We start from the raw sequence: 18,183 nt of genomic DNA, 5'->3' as shown, positions 1-18,183 counted from the left end.
GGGTTGATCGCCTTCAGTCGGCGCGAAATCTCCGAAGGTGCCGTCTCGCAGCGCTCGTAGAACATCTGGCCCGGAACGACCTCAAACAGGTCGCCGCGCTTGAAGCTGTCCATCGCCCGGCGCACCAGCTGGGCATATTCGCCCGGCTCGTGGTCCGCGCGCGGCGGAATGCGGTCGGAAGGCTTGAACGGCTCTTCAATGCTGTCGCGAGCGATGCCTTCGGTCGAAAAACCTTCGCCGGAATAGTMGTAGCGGTCGTGCCAGGCCTTGGCCGAGTAGTGGTCGACGACGAGGATCTCGTCAGGCAGGAACAGCACCAGGTCGCGCTGGCTCTGTTTACGCTCGAGCTTGTGTTCGACTGGATCGAACTGGAAGGCGAGGTCGTAGCCGAAGGCGCCGTATAGGCCGAGATTGCTGTCCTCGTCCGATTTGAACAACGCAGTTATCGCACGCAGAACGGTGAACACCGAATGCACGCGCGAGCGCTCCTCCTCAGTAAACACGCGGCCAGGCTTTGCCACTTCGAGCTTGATCAGGCGCTTTGTCGTTTCGCCGATGGCCAGCTCAGTGAGCGGCGCAAGGGCAGCGTGGATGACCGGCAGCAGCACTTCGCCGCGCGCGTTGAGCGCTTCGATCTTCATCGAGCGTCCGCGTGCCGAAATCACCACAGGCGGGTCGATGATGGCGGTGTCCCAGCGCGTGTAGCGGCCGGGATATTCGTAGTTGGAGGAAAACACGGCGCCACGGCGGCTGTTCAGCCCGTCGAGATAGGTCTCGATCGCCCCGGCATAAGCGGTTTCGTGGCGTTGCCGGGTGATGGCAACACCACCTGAGGTCACATAGCGCTCGGCACCGCTTTCAAGCAATTCCAACGTCATTCCCGTCTCCATCTCTTGCCGTGGGAGGTTCCGGAGCGTGGTTTAAAAAAAGCAAATGGCCGCCCGGAATTCCCGTTGCGGCCATCACAATTTTCACGCGCACGCGCTTCAAGAGGCCGCTGTCAGCTGGCCCGCCACCAATTGTTGTGGAGCGAAGTCGTGTTCATGGCGAATCCATAGCGGCTAAAAAGAGGTGGCGCAACTGGATTTGAGCCGTGTTGCTTCGCATTCCTAAGTACCCTTCAACTAGCCACGCGCCGCCGCATCAGCACGACAAAAGCGACGCCGCCGATCAGCCCGGTCAGGATGCCCAAGGGCATGTCTTGCGGCGGCATTACGGTGCGCGCCGCCATGTCGATGACGACGAGGAAAATAGCGCCGACCAGTGCCGAAAGTGGCAGCACGCGGCGATAGTCGCCGCCGACGATGAAGCGCACGACATGCGGGATCATCAGCCCGACAAAGGCGATCACGCCGGAATAGGCGACCGCGCAGCCGGTCAGCAGCGCGCAGACGATGAAGACGACGAGGCGGAACCGCCGCGCCGGGATGCCGAGTGCTGTTGCGCTCTCGTCGCCGAGCGTCATGGCGTTGAGCTTGCGGGTCTGGGTCAGCAGATAGGCGCCGCCGGCGGCGAGCGCGATCAAGGGGTAGGGGAGTTGCGTCCATTCGGCGAGACCAAGGCCGCCGAGCATCCAGAAGATCGCGACATGAGCAGCCCGTGCATCGCCGATGAAGATCAACATGTTGCCGGCAGCCGAGATGATGAAGCTGACGGCGACACCGGCCAGGATCAGCTGGCCGGCCGACTGGACGCGGGCCAGATTGGCCACCGCCAGCACCATGAAGGTGGCGGCGAGCGCGCCGATGAAGGCAAACAGCGGCACGGTGATCGCACCGAAGACCATGCCGGCATGCAACAGCGCCAGGATCGCGCCAAAGGCGGCACCGGAGGAGACGCCGAGCAGATGCGGATCGGCGAGCGGGTTGCGCGTCACCGACTGCAAGGCAGCACCGACAATTGCCAGCGAGGCGCCTACGGCGGCACCGAGGATGGCGCGCGGTGCGCGCACGTCCCAGACGATGTTCTCGCGGCCGCTCGACCAGGCCACCTCGACGCTGCCCGGCACGAGCTTGCTGGCAATGATTCCCCATACCGTTTCGAGCGGTATCGCCACCGCGCCGACGCCGACGGCAACGACCATGGTGAAGAGCAGTAGCACCGCCAGCCCGGCGACCAGGGCCGGCATGGCGTGGATCAGGGCGTGGCGCTGCCCGGTGACGAGATGGCGGTGCGACATGCTCAGTTGGCCCTGAAGGCTTCGGCGAGGCGCTTGATCGCGGCGATGTTGCGCGGCCCAGGCGTTGCTTCGATGTATTCGAGCACGACAAAGCGGTTGTTCTTGACCGCTGCAATGTCCTTGAACGCCGGGTTCGAGCGCAGGAAGGCGATCTTCTGATCGGCGGTGACCTCGCCGTAATTGACGATGACGATGACGTCGGGATTACGTTCGATCACCGGCTCCCAGCCGATCTCGGTCCAGCTCGCTTCGACGTCGTCGACGATATTGGTGCCGCCGGCGGCCTCGATGATGGCCGTCGGCATCGCATAGCGGCCGGCAGTGAACGGCTTTTGCTCGCCGGAGTCGTAGAGGAACACGTTCACCGGCTTGTCGAGCTTGGGCAGCGTCGCCTGGAAGTCGGCGAGCTCCTTCTCATAGCCGGCCACCAGCGCTTCGGCCTTCTCGCGCACGCCGAAGATGGCGCCGAGATTGAGCAGGTCGGTGTACATGTCCCGCAGCGAAGACTTGTCTTTCTTCATGATGAAGATGCAGCTTTCGGTCAGCTCGTAGACCGGGATCTTGAAGGGGGAAAGCGTGTCGGGGGTGACGTCGCCGCCGACCTTCATGCCGTAGTTCCAGCCGGCGAAGAACAGGTCGGCTTCGGCGCCGAGCAACACTTCCTTGGTGACATATTTCGGCGCGAGTTCGGGTAACTCTCCAACGCCCTTGCGCACGTTCTCATCCAGCGTCTTCCAGCCCGAAATGCCGGAATAGCCCGCCATGTTGTCGGCAAGGCCGAGCACCAGCATCATCTCGGTCAGGTTGACGTCATGCGAGACGGCACGCTTGGGGGCTGCCTCGAAGGTCAGGTCACGGTTGCAGGTCTTGACGGTGACCGGGAAGCTGCTTGCGGCGGCTGCGGCACAGCCGGCGAAAAGTGCCGCGGCGATAAGGGGAAGTCGGCGCATGGTGGCTCCTTGAGTGGTTTGTTGGGTTCAGCGTTCGAGATGGAAGGAAAAGCGGGGCCGCCCGGTGACGGGATGGCTGTCGAGCGTGGTTCCGACCGAAAAGCTCTCGCGGATGCGTTCGGGCGTCAGGATGTCGGTGGGGCTGCCCGCGGCAACGGCCTGGCCGCCATCCATCACCAGCACGCGGTCGGCATGCGCCGAGGCAAGGGCGAGGTCGTGCAGCGACACAATGACCGTGCAGCCGAGCGTGCGCAGTAGTTCGAGCACTTCGAGCTGGTGGCGGATGTCGAGATGGTTGGTCGGCTCGTCGAGGATCAGAAGGTCGGGCCGCTGCACCAGCGCACGCGCAATCATCACGCGCTGCTTTTCGCCGCCCGACAACGAGCCGAAATCGCGCGCGGCAAGCTTGGTCAGGCCGAAGAGCGCCAGTGCTGCCTCAACCTGCGCATAATCATCGTCGCCGGTCCGCATGCCTGTCGCATGCGGTGTCAGGCCAAGCTCGGCGATCTCGGCCACCGTCAGGCCGAAGTCGGAAGCCGGTTCCTGCAGGACGGTTGCGATGCGGCGGGCGCAATCGCGCGGCTTAATCTTCCATATGTCGGTGCCGTCGAGCCTGACAGTTCCGCCGCTCGGGCGATGATAGCGATAGAGGCAGCGCAGCAGGCTCGATTTGCCAGCACCATTCGGCCCGACGATTGCCAGCAACTCGCCGGGTGCGACGCGGATGCTTACGGGTGCAAGGATCTGGTGCGAGGGACGAGGTCCCCAGCATACGGCATCGATTTCAAGCTCAGCTGGAGTGTCGCCGACGAGACGGCTAGCCGCATGAACACGGTCGAGCATGCCTTTTCTCCGTGAAAGCACGGAGCAGGCGGAACGATCCGATCAGCGAACCGAAACCTATCGAATAGGCAATCGCCATCATCATCATCTCCACGGCACACCCCGGCCGGTTTGAATTGCACAGATGATGGCAGGTCTCCTGGCTCGCGGGTGATCGCGCCTCGGAACCTTCCCGGCCTCGCGGCCAGTGGCATGTCTCCGAATTGCTATCCGCTCACAGTTGCGGGGGCAGCCACGGTTTCGCGTCGAGCGACGTCTCACCGTGTTCCCATTTAATCCCGTTGCCCGAGTCAGGCATCAGGAACCATCACCGCCGTGGCTACAGCAGCGGCGAAGTGCTGACAATCGATAAAGCGTCATGCGGCTTGCTCGATTGCGTCACGCTTGTCGAGTGTGAAGGACAATAGCGCCACGCCGAAGGCGCAAAGCGCGATCGCCGCACCGACAAGCGGCAGGTCGGCGTAGCTCACGCCCCAGGAAATGGCGGCACCGCCAATCCAGGCACCGGCGGCGTTGCCGGCATTGAACGCGCCTTGGTTGAGCGTCGCGGCAAGGTTCGGCGCTTCCGAGGCGGTCTCGACGACGCGCATCTGCATCGGCGGCACGATGACGAAGGTGATGACGCCCCACATGAAGACAAGCAGGATCGCCAGTGGCGCGCTCGTGCTCCAGGCAGCGAAGGCGACATGGATCGCCGCCATGACGATCAGCGCTCCAAGGGCCGTCGGCATCAGCTTCCAGTCGGCGAGCTTGCCGCCGATGATGTTGCCGATGGTCATGCCGCCGCCGAACAAAAGCAGGATCCAGGTCACCGAATCCACCGATACGCCGGTGACGTCGGTGAGGATCGGCTTGATGTAGGTGAAGACRGCAAACAGGCTGCCCGAGGCGAGTGCGGAGATGATCATCGCCAGCCACACCTGGAGCTTGCCCAGCACCTTGACCTCGCCCGCGATCCCGCCCTTGCCGGGAGGTGCGACACCTGCCGGTACCAGAAAGGCAATCGCTGCGACCGAGATCAACCCGATGACAACGACAGCGTAGAAGGTCATGCGCCAGCCATAGGCCTCACCAAGTGCGGTGCCGCCGGGAACGCCCAGAATGTTGGCGAGCGTCAGGCCGGCAAACATCAACGCGATGGCGCTGGCACGCTGGTTCCTGGGCACAAGGCTCGCCGCCACCACCGAGCCGATGCCGAAAAAGGCGCCGTGGCCGAAGGCGGTGATGACGCGGGCGGCCATCAACGTCCAGTAGGTGGGGGCGATGGCGCAAAGCAGATTGCCGAGCACGAACAGCATTGCAAGCCCGATCAGCACCGGTTTGCGCGGCAGCCTTGCCGTACCGATGGCGATGATCGGTGCGCCGATGACCACGCCGAGCGCGTAGCCGGTGACCAAAAGGCCTGCCGCCGGGATCGACACGCCAAGGTCGGCCGCGACTTCCGGCAACAGCCCCATGATGAYGAATTCGGTGGTGCCGATGCAAAAGGATGCAACGGCCAGAGCGAAGATCGGCAAGGGCATGGGCGGACTCGAAGGAGAGCTGAAACGATTTAGATTTACTTTTCCCCTTCATCTGCCGACGCACAAGCGACGTTGCTGCAATGCAGCGATGCGCTGGCCGCATGGCAGCCATGCGGCAGGTCAGGATTGCTGCGTCAGGTCGCGGCGAAGGAAGTCATAGAGGCGTTCGACCGCGGCATTGGCCGATTGGGGATTGCGCAGGATGCCGATTTCCATCTCCGGCAGTGCCGGCAGCCCTTCGTTTTCACCGATGATGCGCAGCGAAGGCGGCACGCTGCGCTGGGCAAGACCGGCGACCGCGAGCCCCGCCTGCACGACTGCGATCAGCCCAAGCAGGCTGGCGCTGGAATAGGTGCTGCGGAACGACCGGTCGGCGGCACCCAGCACCTGCAACACGCTGCGGCGCGCAACGCAGCCGGGTTCAAACAGCGCGACGGGCAGGGGATCGATCTCCCAGGCGACATGGTTGGGTGAGGCGACCCAGACGAGCCGCTCACGTTGCAGTACCTCGATTGCTTGCTCCGGTCCGCGCGGGATGATGGCGAGATCGAGCTTGCCGTCGGCGAAGGTCTTCACCAGCGAGGTCGACTGCTCGCAGATCAGTTCAACATTCACCAGCGGATGGGCAGCTGCAAATCGCGACAGCACCGACGGCAGCAGGAACGCCGCATAGTCGTCGGGCACGCCGAGGCGCACGTTGCCGGCTTCTTCCGGCCGAGTGACGCTGGCCCAGGCCTCATCGGAGAGTTTCAAAAGCCTGCGCGCGTAGACCAGCAGCTCTTCGCCGATGGCGTTGGCGGTCACTGCGCGTGAACCGCGGATCAAAAGCTGTTTGCCGACCGCCTGCTCCAGCCGCTGCATCTGCATGCTGATGGCCGACTGGCTGCGGCCGACACGCGATGCGGCATGGGAGAAGCTGCCACTGTCGGCGACCGCGACAAAGGTTCTGAGCAGGTCGAGATCGAGCGGCATGGCCATGGCGGTATCAGCGTTTCGAATAGGGTTTTGCAAATCTATTCGTTTGAATGAAGCAGTCAATACTGGCTTTCTGGGGCACCACTGCATCCCGGAATATTTGCATGACCGACGCGCCCCGCTTTCCCGCCTTGAGCCTTGCCGTTGCCATGGCGATTGCCGGCACTGTCGGTGCGTTTGTCACCGAAGCTGGGCTCGACCCGGTCACCACAGTGTTCTGGCGCTGCGCATTCGGCGCGCTGTTTCTCGGGGCCTGGTGCCTGCTCCGCGGCTATCTTTCCGATCGGTCATTGTCATGGGCACGCATCGCACGGGCAGGGTTTTGCGGCGTCTGCATGGTGTTGAGCTGGACGGCGTTTTTCGCCGGTTTCGCCAAGACCTCGATCGCGGTGATGACCATCGTCTACCACATCCAGCCGTTCTTCGTCGTGCTGATCGGCGTGCTGTTCCTCAAGGAGCGCATCACCGCCGACCAAATTGTCTGGATGGCCGCGGCCTTCATCGGTGTGGTGCTGGCGAGTGGCCTTGTCGTCTCCGCCACCCCGGTCACGTCAGCCTGGGCAGTCGGCATCGCCATGGCGATCGGCGGGGCATTCCTCTACGCGGTGGTGACGATCCTCGCCAAGGGGCTCGGGGAGCAGCGGCCGGAGATCACCGTCCTGTGCCAGACGGCGGTCGGCGTGGTCATGCTCGCGCCCTTCGCCAATTTTTCCGGCCACATTCCCCTCGCATCCTRGGGCTGGCTGGTCGGTATCGGCGTGCTGCACACCGGCATCGCCTACGTCATGATGTTTTCGGCCTATCCCAAGCTGACGACGCCGGTCATCGGCGTGCTCACCTTCATCTATCCCGTGGTCGCCATCATCATCGACTGGGCGATCTACGGCCATCCGATCGGCGTCGCCCAAGGCGTCGGCATGGCCTTGATCGCGGTTGCGACGCTGGGCGTCAAGCTCGGCTGGCGCCTGCCGATAAGGCGCGTTTCCGCCGCCTGAGCTTTCAAGAGAAAGGGCGCCCGAAGGCGCCCCGTCCGATGTCGATGCAGTCGAAGCTCAGTTCTGCTTCGGCAGCTTGTAGGCGACGATATAGTCGCCGCGATCGGGCGACTGACGCGCGCCGCCGGCCGAGATGACGACGTACTGGGTTCCGCTTTCATGCGAAACATAGGTCATCGGCGTCGCCTGGGCGCCGACGGGCAGGCGGCCCTTCCACAGCTCCTGGCCGGTCTCGACATCAAGCGCGCGCAGATAATAGTCCTGCGTGCCGGCGTAGAAGACGACGCCGCCCGATGTCGCCATTGGTCCGCCCAGAGTCGGCATGCCGATCGGGATCTGCAGCCCTGTCTTCATGCCCATCGGCCCGGTATCCTGCAGCGTGCCGGCCGGCACCTGCCAGAGAAGCGTGCGCGATTTCAGGTCGACGGCGCTGATGGTGCCGTAGGGAGGCTCGTGGCAAGGCACGCCGAGCGGCGACATGAAGCCGTTCTTGAGTGCGCCATAGGGCGTACCCTTCTGCTGTGACAGGCCGTCATGCGCCGCCGAGCCACCATAGTTGTCGGCCTGCTCGCGGGGGATGAGCTGGACGAACTGCGGCATGCGGATGTCGTTGACGATCAGAAGGCCACGCGCCTCGTCGATTGCCGCACTGCCCCAGTTCATGCCGCCGTAGTAGCCCGGATAAAGCAGGCTGCGGTCGGTCCTGGGCGGGGTGAATTCGCCGTCGTAGCGCAGCTTCTTGAACTCGATGCGGCAGTAGAGCTGGTCGTAGGGCGTCGCGCCCCACATCCTGACCTCGCTGAGCGGCTCGGTGCCGATCGAAGGCATGCCGACCGAGTAGGGTTGGGTCGGCGCTGTGAAGTCGCCTTCCATGGCACCTTGCGGCACAGCCTTTTCCTCAACCTCGGCAATCGGCTTGCCGTCACGGCGGTCGAGCATGAAGATCTGGCCGCGCTTGGTCAGTTGGATCAGGGCAGGGGTGTTGCCGCCCTTGCCGTCCGGCACGTCGTAGAGTGCCGGCTGGGCGGGCACGTCGTAGTCCCAGATGTCGTGATGCACGGTCTGGAACTTCCAGCGTTCCTTGCCGGTTTCCATGTCCAGCGCCACGACCGAAGCACTGTATTCCTCGGCCGCCTTGCTGCGGTGCGCGCCCCAGAAATCGGGCGTTGCATTGCCGGTGGGCAGGTAGACGAGGCCGAGCGCATCGTCATAGGCCGGGGTCGACCAGACGTTTGGCGTGCCGCGCGTGTAGCTTTCGCCTTCCGGTGGCAGCTTGGTGATGGCGGGATTGCCGAGATCCCAGGCCCAGACCAGTTCGCCGGTGCGGGCCGAGAAAGCACGGACAGCACCCGAAGGCTCGCCGGTCTCGACGTTGTCCCACACCCAGCCGCCGACCATGATCAGGTCGCGCATGACGGTGGGGGCGGAGGTCTGGAAATAGAAGCCGTCCTTGATCTCGCCCATGCCCTGCTTGAGATCGACAATGCCGCCATTGCCGAAGTCCTGGCACAACTCGCCGGTCTTGGCGTCGAKCTGGATCAGGCGCGCGTCGATGGTGGTCATGACGATGCGAGCAGCACAGGCGTTCGAAGTTGCGACAACCGGAGCTGCCGGAACTGCGGTGCCATCGGCAGGCGCCGTTGTGGTGTCAGCCGGAGCTTCAGCCTGAACCGGAGCCGGCTCATAGTAGCTCACGCCACGGCAGCGCTGCCACAGCGGCGACTTGGCCTTGGCGTCGAACTTCCACTTCACCTCGCCCGTATCAGGGTTCAGGGCATGGACGATGTTGGTGGGCGAACAGGTGTAGAGCGTGTCGCCGACGAAAAGTGGCGTGCTCTGGTCCTGGCCGGTACCAACAGGCGTGTCGCCGGAACGGAACGTCCAGGCAACCTCGAGCTTGTCGACGTTGGTGGTGTTGATCTGGTCGATCGGGGCGTAGCGCGTGCCCGAAGGCGTGCGGCCGTAGTAGCGCCAGTCGGTGGCGCTTGCAGCGGCTGGGGGGACTGAAGGCGCGGGGTCAGCCTTGGCAAATTCGTTGCGCGTCACATCATGCGGGGTGAAGGCGTAGATGCCGGTCGCGGCAAGTGCCGCCACCAAAAGGCCAGCGAGCGCGAACGGCGTACGCTTGCCCGAGCCAAACAGCGGTGCCAGCAGCAGCGCCGGGATTGCAATGACAGCCGGCGCCACAAGTCGCGGCACCAGCGGCCAGAATTCGAGGCCGGATTCCCACAGCGCCCATGCGATGGTCGCCAGGAACACGATGGCGTAAAGCCACAGACCTGATTTGCGGCGCATTGCATAAAGGATGCCGGAGGCCATGACGCCGAGACCGGCGATTGCGTAATACCAGGAGCCGCCCAGGCCAATCAGCTGGACGCCGCCATAAACGAGCGGCGCGCCGATGATGACCATGAGCAGGCCAAATAGAACCAGGAGCCAGCAGCCGCTGCCTCCGCTTGTCCGTTGTGCTGCCATTTTGATTACCTGCGAAGATTGAACACGTCACCGTAGCCCTTTTGGACGACGGCAGTTGCGATCGTCATGCCGGTACTCTGCGGGCGTGTCCTCGCCTTGCGTCCGCACAGAACCGGCGCCGCCTTTGGCGGCCTACGCATCGGCCCGAAAGCCTGAATTCGACCTTCGGCGGCACGATGCGCGTTCCAAGAATCTGATCGCATCCTAATAGATAGTATGTTATCCTTTTCGAATGTCCAATAGGGCCGTTGACCAAGCCAATTTCGGAAAGAGCCTGCTTTCCGTCGCCCGGTTGTGGCGGCGTGCCGCTGACCGCGCGCTCGACGATTGCGGGCTTTCGCACGCCACCGCCATGCCGCTCGTCGCGCTGTCGCGACTGGGCGACAACATCCGCCAGGGTTTGATTGCAGATCATCTCGGTTTCGAGGGGCCGTCGCTGGTCCGCATCGTTGATCTTCTGGTCGCCGATGGCCTGATCACCCGAAGCGGCGACCCCGGCGACCGGCGTGCGAAAATACTGTCGCTGACCGATGCCGGCCGTGTCAGGGTCGATGAGATCGAGCGCATTCTCGAGCAATTGCGCACCGAGCTTCTGGCCGGCGAGGATGCTGGTGAATTGAAGATCGCCAACAGCATGCTCACACGACTCGAAGAGCGCTTGCTGGCGGCCGATCCCGACATAGGCTGAACGAGTTTAGATCCGACAAAGGGTTGCGATCGCTCACTTGTCTTCGACCTTACAGCAGCTTCGGCCTCACGGCATGGCAACTGCCGCTCCCGTCCCGACCAGAATAGTGGTTGCGCACCTGCGCCTCTGGCCGCCGTGATATCGCGTTCTGCGCCATGGCGGAGACGCGTTGCCCTGCTAGGTTGCCCACCACGTTCAGGAGGACAAATCCATGACCAGCCAGATCGACAAGGCGAAGACCTTCCATGCCCTGCATGTGAAGGGCAATCCGGTGGTTCTCTACAATGCCTGGGATCCCGGTAGTGCCGTGATCATTGCCAAGGCGGGCGCGAAGGCGATTGCCACGGGAAGCGCGCCGGTGGCGACTGCCTTCGGCTTTGCCGACGGCGAGAAGATCCCGCTCGAACTCGCACTCGACAACATCCGCCGCATTGTCGCCGCTGTCGACCTGCCCGTCACCATGGACCTCGAAGGCGGCTATGGCGTCGAGCCCGAAGCCGTCGCCACCACGGTGACGCGGGCGCTGGCGGAAGGCGTGGTCGGCTTCAATTTCGAGGACCAGATCGTCGGCGGCAGCGGCCTGCACGACATCGCCGTCCAGGTAAAGCGGATCGCCGCGGCGGCAGACGCCGTCAACGCATCCGGCATCCCCGCCTTCATCAACGCCCGCACCGACATCTTCCTGAAGGCCAAGCCCGACGAACACAACGACGCTCTGGCCGATGCCGCGACCGAACGGGCGGAGGCCTATGCAAAAGCCGGCGCGCACGGTTTCTTCGCGCCGGGCCTCGGCGACGAGAAGCTGATCGGCAGGCTGTGCAAGTCCGTTTCGCTGCCGGTCAACATCATCGCTTTGGCGCATGTGCCTGCGAAGGCGAAGCTGGCCGAGCTTGGCGTCGGACGCATCAGCTATGGCCCGGTGCCTTACCGGCAGATGGCCGAATGGCTGGAGGCCAAGGCGAGGGCGGCCTTCGAATAGTTTTAGGTCAGCGGTTTCAGCTCGATGGCGATTGTCGGCAACAGTTCCGACACCGTCGGATGGATGTGGACGGCGCGTTGCAGCGTTTCGATAGGCGCCTTGGCATACATCAGGTCGAGCACCGCATGGATCGCCTCGTCGCCGCCTGTGCCCAGCACCGAGCCGCCAAGGATTTCCCTGGTGTCGGCGTCGACCAGGATCTTCATGACACCCTGCGTCTCGCCTTTTTCGACCGCGCGCCCGACGCGTGTCATAGGACGTTCGCCCGCCAGCACCTTGCGGCCGGATTTGCGTGCAACCGTTTCTGTCATGCCGGCGCGACCGAGCGGCGGGTCGATGTAAAGCGCATAGGCCTCGATGCGGTCGGAAACCTTGCGCGGGTCGTTGTCGAGCAGGTTCGCCGCAACGATCTCGAAGTCGTTGTAGGAGGTGTGGGTGAAGGCTCCCTTGCCGTTGCAGTCACCCATTGCCCATATATGCGGCACGCTCGTTCGGAGCTGATCGTCGACCACGACATATCCGCGCTTGTCCAATTCGACGCCGGCCTTGTCGAGATCCAGGTCGTCAGTGTTGGGCTTGCGGCCGATGGCCAAAAGCACATGCGAACCGACGACGGCGCGGTCACCGCTGGTACAGTCAACGCCCACCGTCACGCCATCGGCGTGGCGGGCAAAGCTGATGCATTCGGCGTTGAGCCTGAGCGCGATGCCCTCGTTCTCCAGAATGCCCTTCACCGCTTCGGATACGTCTTCGTCCTCGCGCGAAACCAGCCGCGGACCCTTCTCCACCACTGTCACCTTGGAGCCGAAGCGGCGGAACATCTGGGCGAATTCGAGCCCGATATAGCTGCCGCCGACAACGACGAGGTGGTTCGGCAGGAAGTCGACTTCCATCATCGAGGTGTTGGTCAGGTAGTCGATGTCGTTGACACCGGGCATGTCGGGAATGTTGGCGCGGCCGCCGACATTGAGGAAAATGCGTGTCGCCTGCAGCAAGGTGTCGCCGACGCGCACCTCGTGCGGCCCTTCGAAACGGGCGTGGCCGCGATAGAGCGTGCAGCCCTTCATGCCGGCGATCCAGCTTTCGAGGCTGTCGCGGGAATCGACGGTTACCTTGTCCTTGCGCGCCTTCACCAGCTTCATGTCGACGCTGACCGGCCCGCCCGACAAAACGCCATAGTCGGCGCCATTGCGGGCGAGATGCGCGGCATAAGCGCTTGCAACCATTGTTTTTGTCGGCTTGCAGCCGGTGTTGACGCAGGTGCCGCCGACCAGCTTGCGCTCGACCAGCGCCACCGTCTGGCCAGCCGCCGTCAGCCGTCCGGCCAGGGGCGGCCCGGCCTGTCCGGCGCCGATGATGATGGCGTCGAACTTCTGCGCGGCGCTCATATCACGGCACTCACGATCAACAGCGCGCCCAAGATGGCGACGACGTCCTCGATGAGCGCGGCCGGCAAGTCCTTGCCGAAGGCTGCCGCGAGACGGCCCCGTGCTTCGGCGCCTCCGAGCGTACCGAGGATCGCGCCGATCACGCCGGCGGCCAGCCCGCCGATCATCGCGCCGCCGGCGGTGCCGAGGATCGCGCCGCAGAACGCACCCATGACGATACGCGCGCCGAACTGCTGCGGCACCTTGCGGCTTGGCGTCGAGGGCAATTGATCGGTGACGAGTTCGACGAGCGCAAGCGCGGTGAAGATCGCTACCGTTATCCAGTGGCCCATGAAGCTGGCCCAGGTGCCGGCGAGCGGCAGCCAGCCGAGATATGCGCCCCAGGCGACCGCCGCAGGCGCGGTCATGGCTCTCAAGCCAGCAATAAGTCCGATGAGAAGCGCGAGCAGGTAGATCATCCGTTGTCCCCCTTGGATGAAGCTGGTCCGAAAGTGCTCATGTGGTCCGCCAGTTGCCGGCTCGCCGCCAGTTCGTCAGGCTAGCACAGCCAGCCTGTTTGGCCAGTGGTGGCCTTTGCAGCGCGGCGCTTCTGTGATCTGGCTTTGAGCCAACATAGAGGATCGGGTCATGGCTTTGAGCGAACGCCAAAAGATGGCTGCGGGCGAGTAGTACAACTGCGTCGACCCGGAACTCGACGCCATGCGTGCCGTGGCGGCCGATGCCGTGTTCGAGCACCGCTCGCTGTCGCCGGCTGAACGCGGCGACATCGCGCCCAAACTCAAGGCATTGCTCGGGTCGGCAGGAGAGGGAACTCGCATCGAAGCGCCGTTCCACTGTGCCTACGGTTTCAACATCCATCTTGGCGACGGCGTGTTCATCAATGCCGGCTGCACCATTCTCGACACCGCGCCGGTGCGCATCGGCAAGGCGGCGATGCTCGGACCCAACGTGCAGATCTATTGCCCGGAACATCACAAGGGTGCTGCTGAGAGGCGCGCCGGCCTTGAGATCGGCCGGCCGGTGACGATCGGCGAAAATGTCTGGATCGGCGGCGGTGCCATCCTGCTCGGCGGTATCACCATTGGCGACAACGCCATTGTCGGCGCGGGCTCTGTGGTCACGAAGGATGTGCCAGCCAATGCAACCGTGGTCGGCAACCCGGCCCGGCCAGTTCGCTGAAACTATTATTCCTGTGATTGACAGACCGCTTCGCCGCCGCCATATCGGAGGCGTCAATGTTCTCAGGGCGGGGTGAAAGTCCCCACCGGCGGTAAGGGTTCTCGGACCCAAGCCCGCGAGCGCCTTCCCGAAGGGGAAGGGTCAGCAGATCCGGTGTGATTCCGGAGCCGACGGTCATAGTCCGGATGGAAGAGAACGAACGGGAAAGCGGTGGCGCGAGCCGCCGGGATTCCGTCTCGTGCGTCCTGATTCTGGTTCGAAACGGAAGGATGGACCCATGAATCAGCAATCCCCGAAAGACTTTTCTACCCGCCGCGTTGCCGTAATCCGTGCACGTTGGCATGCCGACATCGTCGACCAATGCGTCAATGCCTTCGTCGCCGACATCGAGACGCTGGGCGGCGGCCGCATCGCCGTCGACATCTTCGACGTGCCCGGCGCCTACGAAATCCCGCTATTTGCCAAGACGCTTGCCGAGACCGGTCGTTATGCCGCGATCCTCGGCGCTGCCTTTGTCGTCAATGGCGGCATCTACCGCCATGAATTCGTGGCGCAGGCGGTGCTCGACGGCATGATGAACGTGCAGCTTCAGACCGGCGTTCCGGTGCTGTCGGCGGTGCTGACACCGCACAACTACCACGATAGCGCCGAGCATCACCGCTTCTTCTTCGACCACTTCAAGGTCAAGGGCAAGGAAGCGGCCCATGCCTGTGTAGAACTGCTCAACGCGCGGCAACTGGTCGCCRCCTGATAGCGTCCCGAAAAGCCTCTCTCCCGACCAATGAGGGGGAGGGGCACCAGCGCTTGTGTTCCAGTACCAGCTGTTTTGAACGTGGGCTGGCCCTATGCGTCGACGCGCCGGGATCGCATGATCGCGGCGTGTCAGATAAGGAGCCAGCAATGTCGTCCATTCCGCTTCCGCTCAAAGGCGTGTGCCGCTGCGGCCGGGTCGAGATCGAGGTGTCGAAGCCACCCATCGCCACCGCCGCCTGCCACTGCCCGGGCTGCCAGAAAATGTCATCTTCGGCCTACTCGCTGACGGCGATGGTGCCGGCCGACGGGTTCGCGGTCACCAAGGGCGAGACCGTCATCGGCGGCCTGCATGGCCGGGAGCTGCACCATCATTTCTGCGATCATTGCAAGACATGGATGTTCACCCGCATCGAGGGTGTCGACGGGTTCGTCAATGTGCGGCCGACAATGCTGGAGGAGACAGCCTGGTTCCGGCCGTTCATGGAAACCTGTACGAAAACAAAGCTTTCCTTCGCCGAAACAGGCGCTGTCAGAAGCTTCCCGGAATTCCCCGCGATGGAGGAGTTTGAGCCGCTGATGCAGGAGTACCAGGCCTGGGCGCGGAGCTAGGGCACGCGCCGCGCCACCGACGCGAAGGTGCTGAGGCCGAGCCAGGCCTGCATGGCGCGTGCAATCTTGTCGTCGCCATCGAGTTCCAGCTGCCCGGAATCGATTTCCTGGCGCAGGCCGCTCAGGCCCATCCACACCGAAGTCATGCTGCGCAAGGAGCCCATGACCCTGAGGTCGACATCGAAGCCCGGATCGGAATTGCACAGGTCAACCGCCCCGTCATCGACCACCAGCCACCAGTTCTGCTGTGCCTGCGGCAATTCGGGGTACAGAAAGTGAATCGTGCAGCGCCTCGGTGGCAGCGGTTGCGGATTGAGGTTCCTGCGCATGTCCCACATCAGCAGGGAAGGGTCGAGATTTCTGAGGGTTAGCTGGGATTCGACCCAGCGATGGCCCCAGTCGCCAAGGCCAAGGATAATCGGGCGCAGATCCTCACCTGCTTCGGTGAGGCGGTATTCGACGCTGCCGCCGGCACCTCGGTCGGCGATCACCACGCCGGCGCGCTCCAGTTCCTTCAGCCGCTTGGACAGCAATGCCGGCGACATTCTCGGCACGCCGCGCCGCAAGTCGTTGAAACGGCTCGAACCCATCAGCATTTCGCGCACGACAAGCGTCGTCCAGCGCGTGCAAAGCACCTCGGACGCCATCGAAACAGGACAAAATTGGCTGTATCCGCCGCGATCGCTCATCTGCATCACCAGCTGGGACTGTGCCATTGTAGCGCAAAAGCTGCTTTTGCGCACCGGTTCAGTTCCTGAACTGGACCGTAGCGCTTCCTGGGAAGATGCTTCCGCCCGACCTGCCGGTCAACCAGGAGACGACTTGATGAGAAGTCTTGAAAACGCTGCGCTGGCAACTGCCGGTGTGACAGGCGTCATGCCGGCCGACGTCATAGGTGCCGCGCATGAGCTGGCGCCCGCTCTCGCCGAACGGGCCCGGAAGTTCGATGAAAGCGACCGCTTCGTTGCCGAAAACTACGTGCTTTTGAAAGAGGCCGGCCTCGTCAAGGCGGCCGTTCCGCTTGAATTCGGCGGCGGTGGTGCTGAAACCCCCGAACTTTGCGAAATGCTGCGGATCATGGCGCGGGCCTGCGGCTCGACCGCACTCGCCTTTGCCATGCACACGCATCAGGTGGCGATACCCGCCTGGCGCTGGCGCCATCAGAACGTCGCTGCCGTCGAGCCGCTGCTCAAGCGGGTCGCGGCCGAAAACCTGATCCTTTTGTCCAGCGGCGGGTCCGACTGGATCGGCGGTTCGGGCAAGGCCGAAAAGGTCGATGGCGGCTACCGCATCACCGCGCGCAAGGTCTTCACCTCGGGCGCGATTGCCGGCGACATCCTGATGACAGGTGCGATCCACCAAAGCGAAGACGGCAAGGAGCATGTCATCCATTTCGGCGTGCCGATGCGGGCGCCCGAAGTCAGCGTCATGGACAATTGGCGCACGCTTGGCATGCGCGGCACGGGTTCCAACGATGTCGTCATCGACGGGCTTTTCGTGCCCGACACCGCGGTCAGCTTCTCCCGGCAGCCGCGTTTATGGCACCCGGTGTTCCAGATCATCGCAACCATCGCCTTCCCGCTGATTTACGCCGTCTATCTCGGCGTCGCCGAAAGCGCGCGCGACATCGCCATCGAGATCGCGAAGAAGAAGCCTGAAAGCGAGGGCGTGCTCAACCTCGCCGGGCGGATGGACACGGCATTGCGTGCCGCCCAGCTTGCCCATCGTTCAATGGTCGAGGCTGTCGAGCGCAACACGCCCTCGACCGAAAGCGTCAACGACGTGATGATGGGCCGTTCGCTGGTCGCGCGTCATGGGCTCGAGGTCGTCGACCTTGCGATGGAGCTTGCCGGCGGTTCGTCCTTCTACCGCGAAAAGGGGCTCGAACGCCGCTTCCGCGACATGCAGGGCGCACGCTTCCACCCGCTCCAGGCCGGCCCGCAAGCGCATTATGCCGGCGCCATGGCGCTGGGATTGCCGGTGAACGCGATTTTCTGAGGCAGCTCACAAGGTGCGGCCGCCGCGGTTTTCCGAGGCGGCCCGTTTTAATATTCCAGCCACGATCCTTCCTTGCCAAACCATTCAGCAGGGCGATTGCGAGATGCTATCTTTGATTGTATGATTGTAGATATGCAACTTTAGATATTAAGCGACCGGGGAGGGCTTGATGCCGTCGGTGAAGCTTAGGCTCGCAATCCTGCTGACTTTCGGGGTTGTGGCTGCACTTACACGTTCGGCGCTTGCTCAGGTGCCACCACACCAGCCAGGCACGATCTGCTTCACTCCCACATTCTGGTGTTGCGCCAACCCACCGGGACCGCCGGGAAATCCCTGCGGCTGTCCCGGGCCCTATGGCTTTGTTTCCGGTGTGCTGGGCTAGGAGGATCAAAAGGGATGCCGTTGGATTCCCAGCCAGCGCCGATGCAGGGAGATCCCCCTAGGATTTGGCATCGCCTTGCCTTCTGGAAACGCCGGGAGAGCCCCCCATCGAAGCATGTCGTCGACGAAATGATCGATGAGGCCGAACTGGTATCGAAATACGCGGTACGCGCCGGGCTGCTTGCAAATGGCGAGTTCTTCAGGAAGTTCGCGGCGGCAAAGGCCTTGCAGGACACGGACCGCACTTTCACGAATACTGCCGTAATCG

16 protein-coding genes, 2 pseudogenes and 2 riboswitches are annotated in these 18,183 nt (G+C 63.4%); of the genes and pseudogenes, 7 read left to right on the top strand and 11 right to left on the bottom strand.

Features of this window, described 5'->3' with window-relative positions:
- The 6 genes and pseudogenes from AC1DWF_RS21570 to AC1DWF_RS21545 form a co-directional block, all read right to left on the bottom strand.
- Positions 1 to 878 (bottom strand): annotated as a pseudogene (locus tag AC1DWF_RS21570) (anthranilate synthase component I); the annotation flags it as partial.
- 242 nt (positions 879 to 1,120) lie between these two features.
- Positions 1,121 to 2,179 carry a FecCD family ABC transporter permease gene (locus AC1DWF_RS21565; RefSeq protein ID WP_476781536.1) on the bottom strand — a complete coding sequence of 353 codons (1,059 nt, stop codon included), beginning with the start codon at positions 2,177 to 2,179 and terminating at the stop codon, positions 1,121 to 1,123.
- Positions 2,180 to 2,181: 2 nt separating this feature from the next.
- Complete coding sequence (locus AC1DWF_RS21560; RefSeq protein ID WP_476781537.1) at positions 2,182 to 3,129, bottom strand: ABC transporter substrate-binding protein; 948 nt, start codon at positions 3,127 to 3,129, stop codon at positions 2,182 to 2,184.
- Positions 3,130 to 3,156: 27 nt separating this feature from the next.
- On the bottom strand, positions 3,157 to 3,972 hold the full coding sequence (locus AC1DWF_RS21555; RefSeq protein WP_476781538.1) for an ABC transporter ATP-binding protein: 816 nt from the start codon (positions 3,970 to 3,972) through the stop codon (positions 3,157 to 3,159).
- Between the two features lie 112 nt (positions 3,973 to 4,084).
- Positions 4,085 to 4,296: riboswitch (cobalamin riboswitch) on the bottom strand.
- A gap of 32 nt (positions 4,297 to 4,328) precedes the next feature.
- On the bottom strand, positions 4,329 to 5,495 hold the full coding sequence (locus AC1DWF_RS21550) for an MFS transporter (protein WP_476842041.1): 1,167 nt from the start codon (positions 5,493 to 5,495) through the stop codon (positions 4,329 to 4,331).
- A gap of 120 nt (positions 5,496 to 5,615) precedes the next feature.
- Positions 5,616 to 6,473: a LysR substrate-binding domain-containing protein gene (locus AC1DWF_RS21545; RefSeq protein WP_476781540.1), complete on the bottom strand. Its 858-nt coding sequence runs from the start codon at positions 6,471 to 6,473 to the stop codon at positions 5,616 to 5,618.
- 101 nt (positions 6,474 to 6,574) lie between these two features.
- Here AC1DWF_RS21545 and AC1DWF_RS21540 point away from each other — a divergent pair, with 101 nt between their 5' ends.
- The gene (locus AC1DWF_RS21540; protein ID WP_476842040.1) at positions 6,575 to 7,465 is read left to right on the top strand and encodes a DMT family transporter; all 891 of its coding nucleotides are present in this window, start codon (positions 6,575 to 6,577) and stop codon (positions 7,463 to 7,465) included.
- Positions 7,466 to 7,522: 57 nt separating this feature from the next.
- On the opposite strand, the gene AC1DWF_RS21535 is transcribed toward AC1DWF_RS21540, so the two are convergent.
- Positions 7,523 to 9,940, bottom strand: a complete 2,418-nt coding sequence (locus tag AC1DWF_RS21535) for a membrane-bound PQQ-dependent dehydrogenase, glucose/quinate/shikimate family (protein ID WP_476842039.1) — start codon at positions 9,938 to 9,940, stop codon at positions 7,523 to 7,525.
- A 232-nt stretch (positions 9,941 to 10,172) separates the two neighbouring features.
- Here AC1DWF_RS21535 and AC1DWF_RS21530 point away from each other — a divergent pair, with 232 nt between their 5' ends.
- A complete protein-coding gene (locus AC1DWF_RS21530) occupies positions 10,173 to 10,628 on the top strand; it encodes a MarR family winged helix-turn-helix transcriptional regulator (RefSeq protein WP_476781543.1) in 456 nt (151 codons plus the stop codon).
- A gap of 211 nt (positions 10,629 to 10,839) precedes the next feature.
- Positions 10,840 to 11,607 (top strand): isocitrate lyase/PEP mutase family protein, encoded by a 768-nt coding sequence (locus AC1DWF_RS21525; protein WP_476781544.1) that lies wholly within the window; start codon positions 10,840 to 10,842, stop codon positions 11,605 to 11,607.
- A gap of 2 nt (positions 11,608 to 11,609) precedes the next feature.
- On the opposite strand, the gene AC1DWF_RS21520 is transcribed toward AC1DWF_RS21525, so the two are convergent.
- Positions 11,610 to 12,995, bottom strand: a complete 1,386-nt coding sequence (locus AC1DWF_RS21520; RefSeq protein ID WP_476781545.1) for an FAD-containing oxidoreductase — start codon at positions 12,993 to 12,995, stop codon at positions 11,610 to 11,612.
- Positions 12,992 to 13,453 carry a DUF4126 domain-containing protein gene (locus tag AC1DWF_RS21515; protein ID WP_476781546.1) on the bottom strand — a complete coding sequence of 154 codons (462 nt, stop codon included), beginning with the start codon at positions 13,451 to 13,453 and terminating at the stop codon, positions 12,992 to 12,994. Before AC1DWF_RS21515 ends, AC1DWF_RS21520 begins: the two co-directional genes overlap by 4 nt.
- A 169-nt stretch (positions 13,454 to 13,622) precedes the next feature.
- On the opposite strand from AC1DWF_RS21515, the pseudogene AC1DWF_RS21510 reads away from it, so the two are divergent.
- The 3 genes and pseudogenes from AC1DWF_RS21510 (at position 13,623) to AC1DWF_RS21500 (ending at position 15,536) form a co-directional block, all read left to right on the top strand.
- Positions 13,623 to 14,174 (top strand): annotated as a pseudogene (locus AC1DWF_RS21510) (sugar O-acetyltransferase).
- 54 nt (positions 14,175 to 14,228) lie between these two features.
- Positions 14,229 to 14,375, top strand: a riboswitch (FMN riboswitch).
- Between the two features lie 76 nt (positions 14,376 to 14,451).
- Positions 14,452 to 14,925, top strand: a complete 474-nt coding sequence (locus AC1DWF_RS21505) for a 6,7-dimethyl-8-ribityllumazine synthase (protein ID WP_476842038.1) — start codon at positions 14,452 to 14,454, stop codon at positions 14,923 to 14,925.
- Between the two features lie 149 nt (positions 14,926 to 15,074).
- Complete coding sequence (locus AC1DWF_RS21500; RefSeq protein WP_476781548.1) at positions 15,075 to 15,536, top strand: GFA family protein; 462 nt, start codon at positions 15,075 to 15,077, stop codon at positions 15,534 to 15,536.
- On the opposite strand, the gene AC1DWF_RS21495 is transcribed toward AC1DWF_RS21500, so the two are convergent.
- Positions 15,533 to 16,225, bottom strand: coding sequence for a winged helix-turn-helix transcriptional regulator (locus AC1DWF_RS21495; protein ID WP_476781554.1), 693 nt, complete (start codon positions 16,223 to 16,225; stop codon positions 15,533 to 15,535). The two genes, AC1DWF_RS21500 and AC1DWF_RS21495, sit on opposite strands and share 4 nt — an antisense overlap.
- A 187-nt stretch (positions 16,226 to 16,412) precedes the next feature.
- Here AC1DWF_RS21495 and AC1DWF_RS21490 point away from each other — a divergent pair, with 187 nt between their 5' ends.
- Entirely contained in the window at positions 16,413 to 17,534 is a 1,122-nt protein-coding gene (locus AC1DWF_RS21490) for an acyl-CoA dehydrogenase family protein (RefSeq protein WP_476781555.1), read from the top strand.
- 387 nt (positions 17,535 to 17,921) lie between these two features.
- Here AC1DWF_RS21490 and AC1DWF_RS21485 read toward each other — a convergent pair.
- A partial coding sequence (locus AC1DWF_RS21485) for a hypothetical protein (protein WP_476842037.1) occupies positions 17,922 to 18,183 on the bottom strand: 262 nt, incomplete at its 5' end.

Source organism: Aminobacter sp. P4_D5 (genome assembly GCF_056401815.1).
The sequence above is the reverse complement of the archived record's forward strand: the minus strand, read 5'-3'. Positions and strand labels throughout refer to the sequence as shown.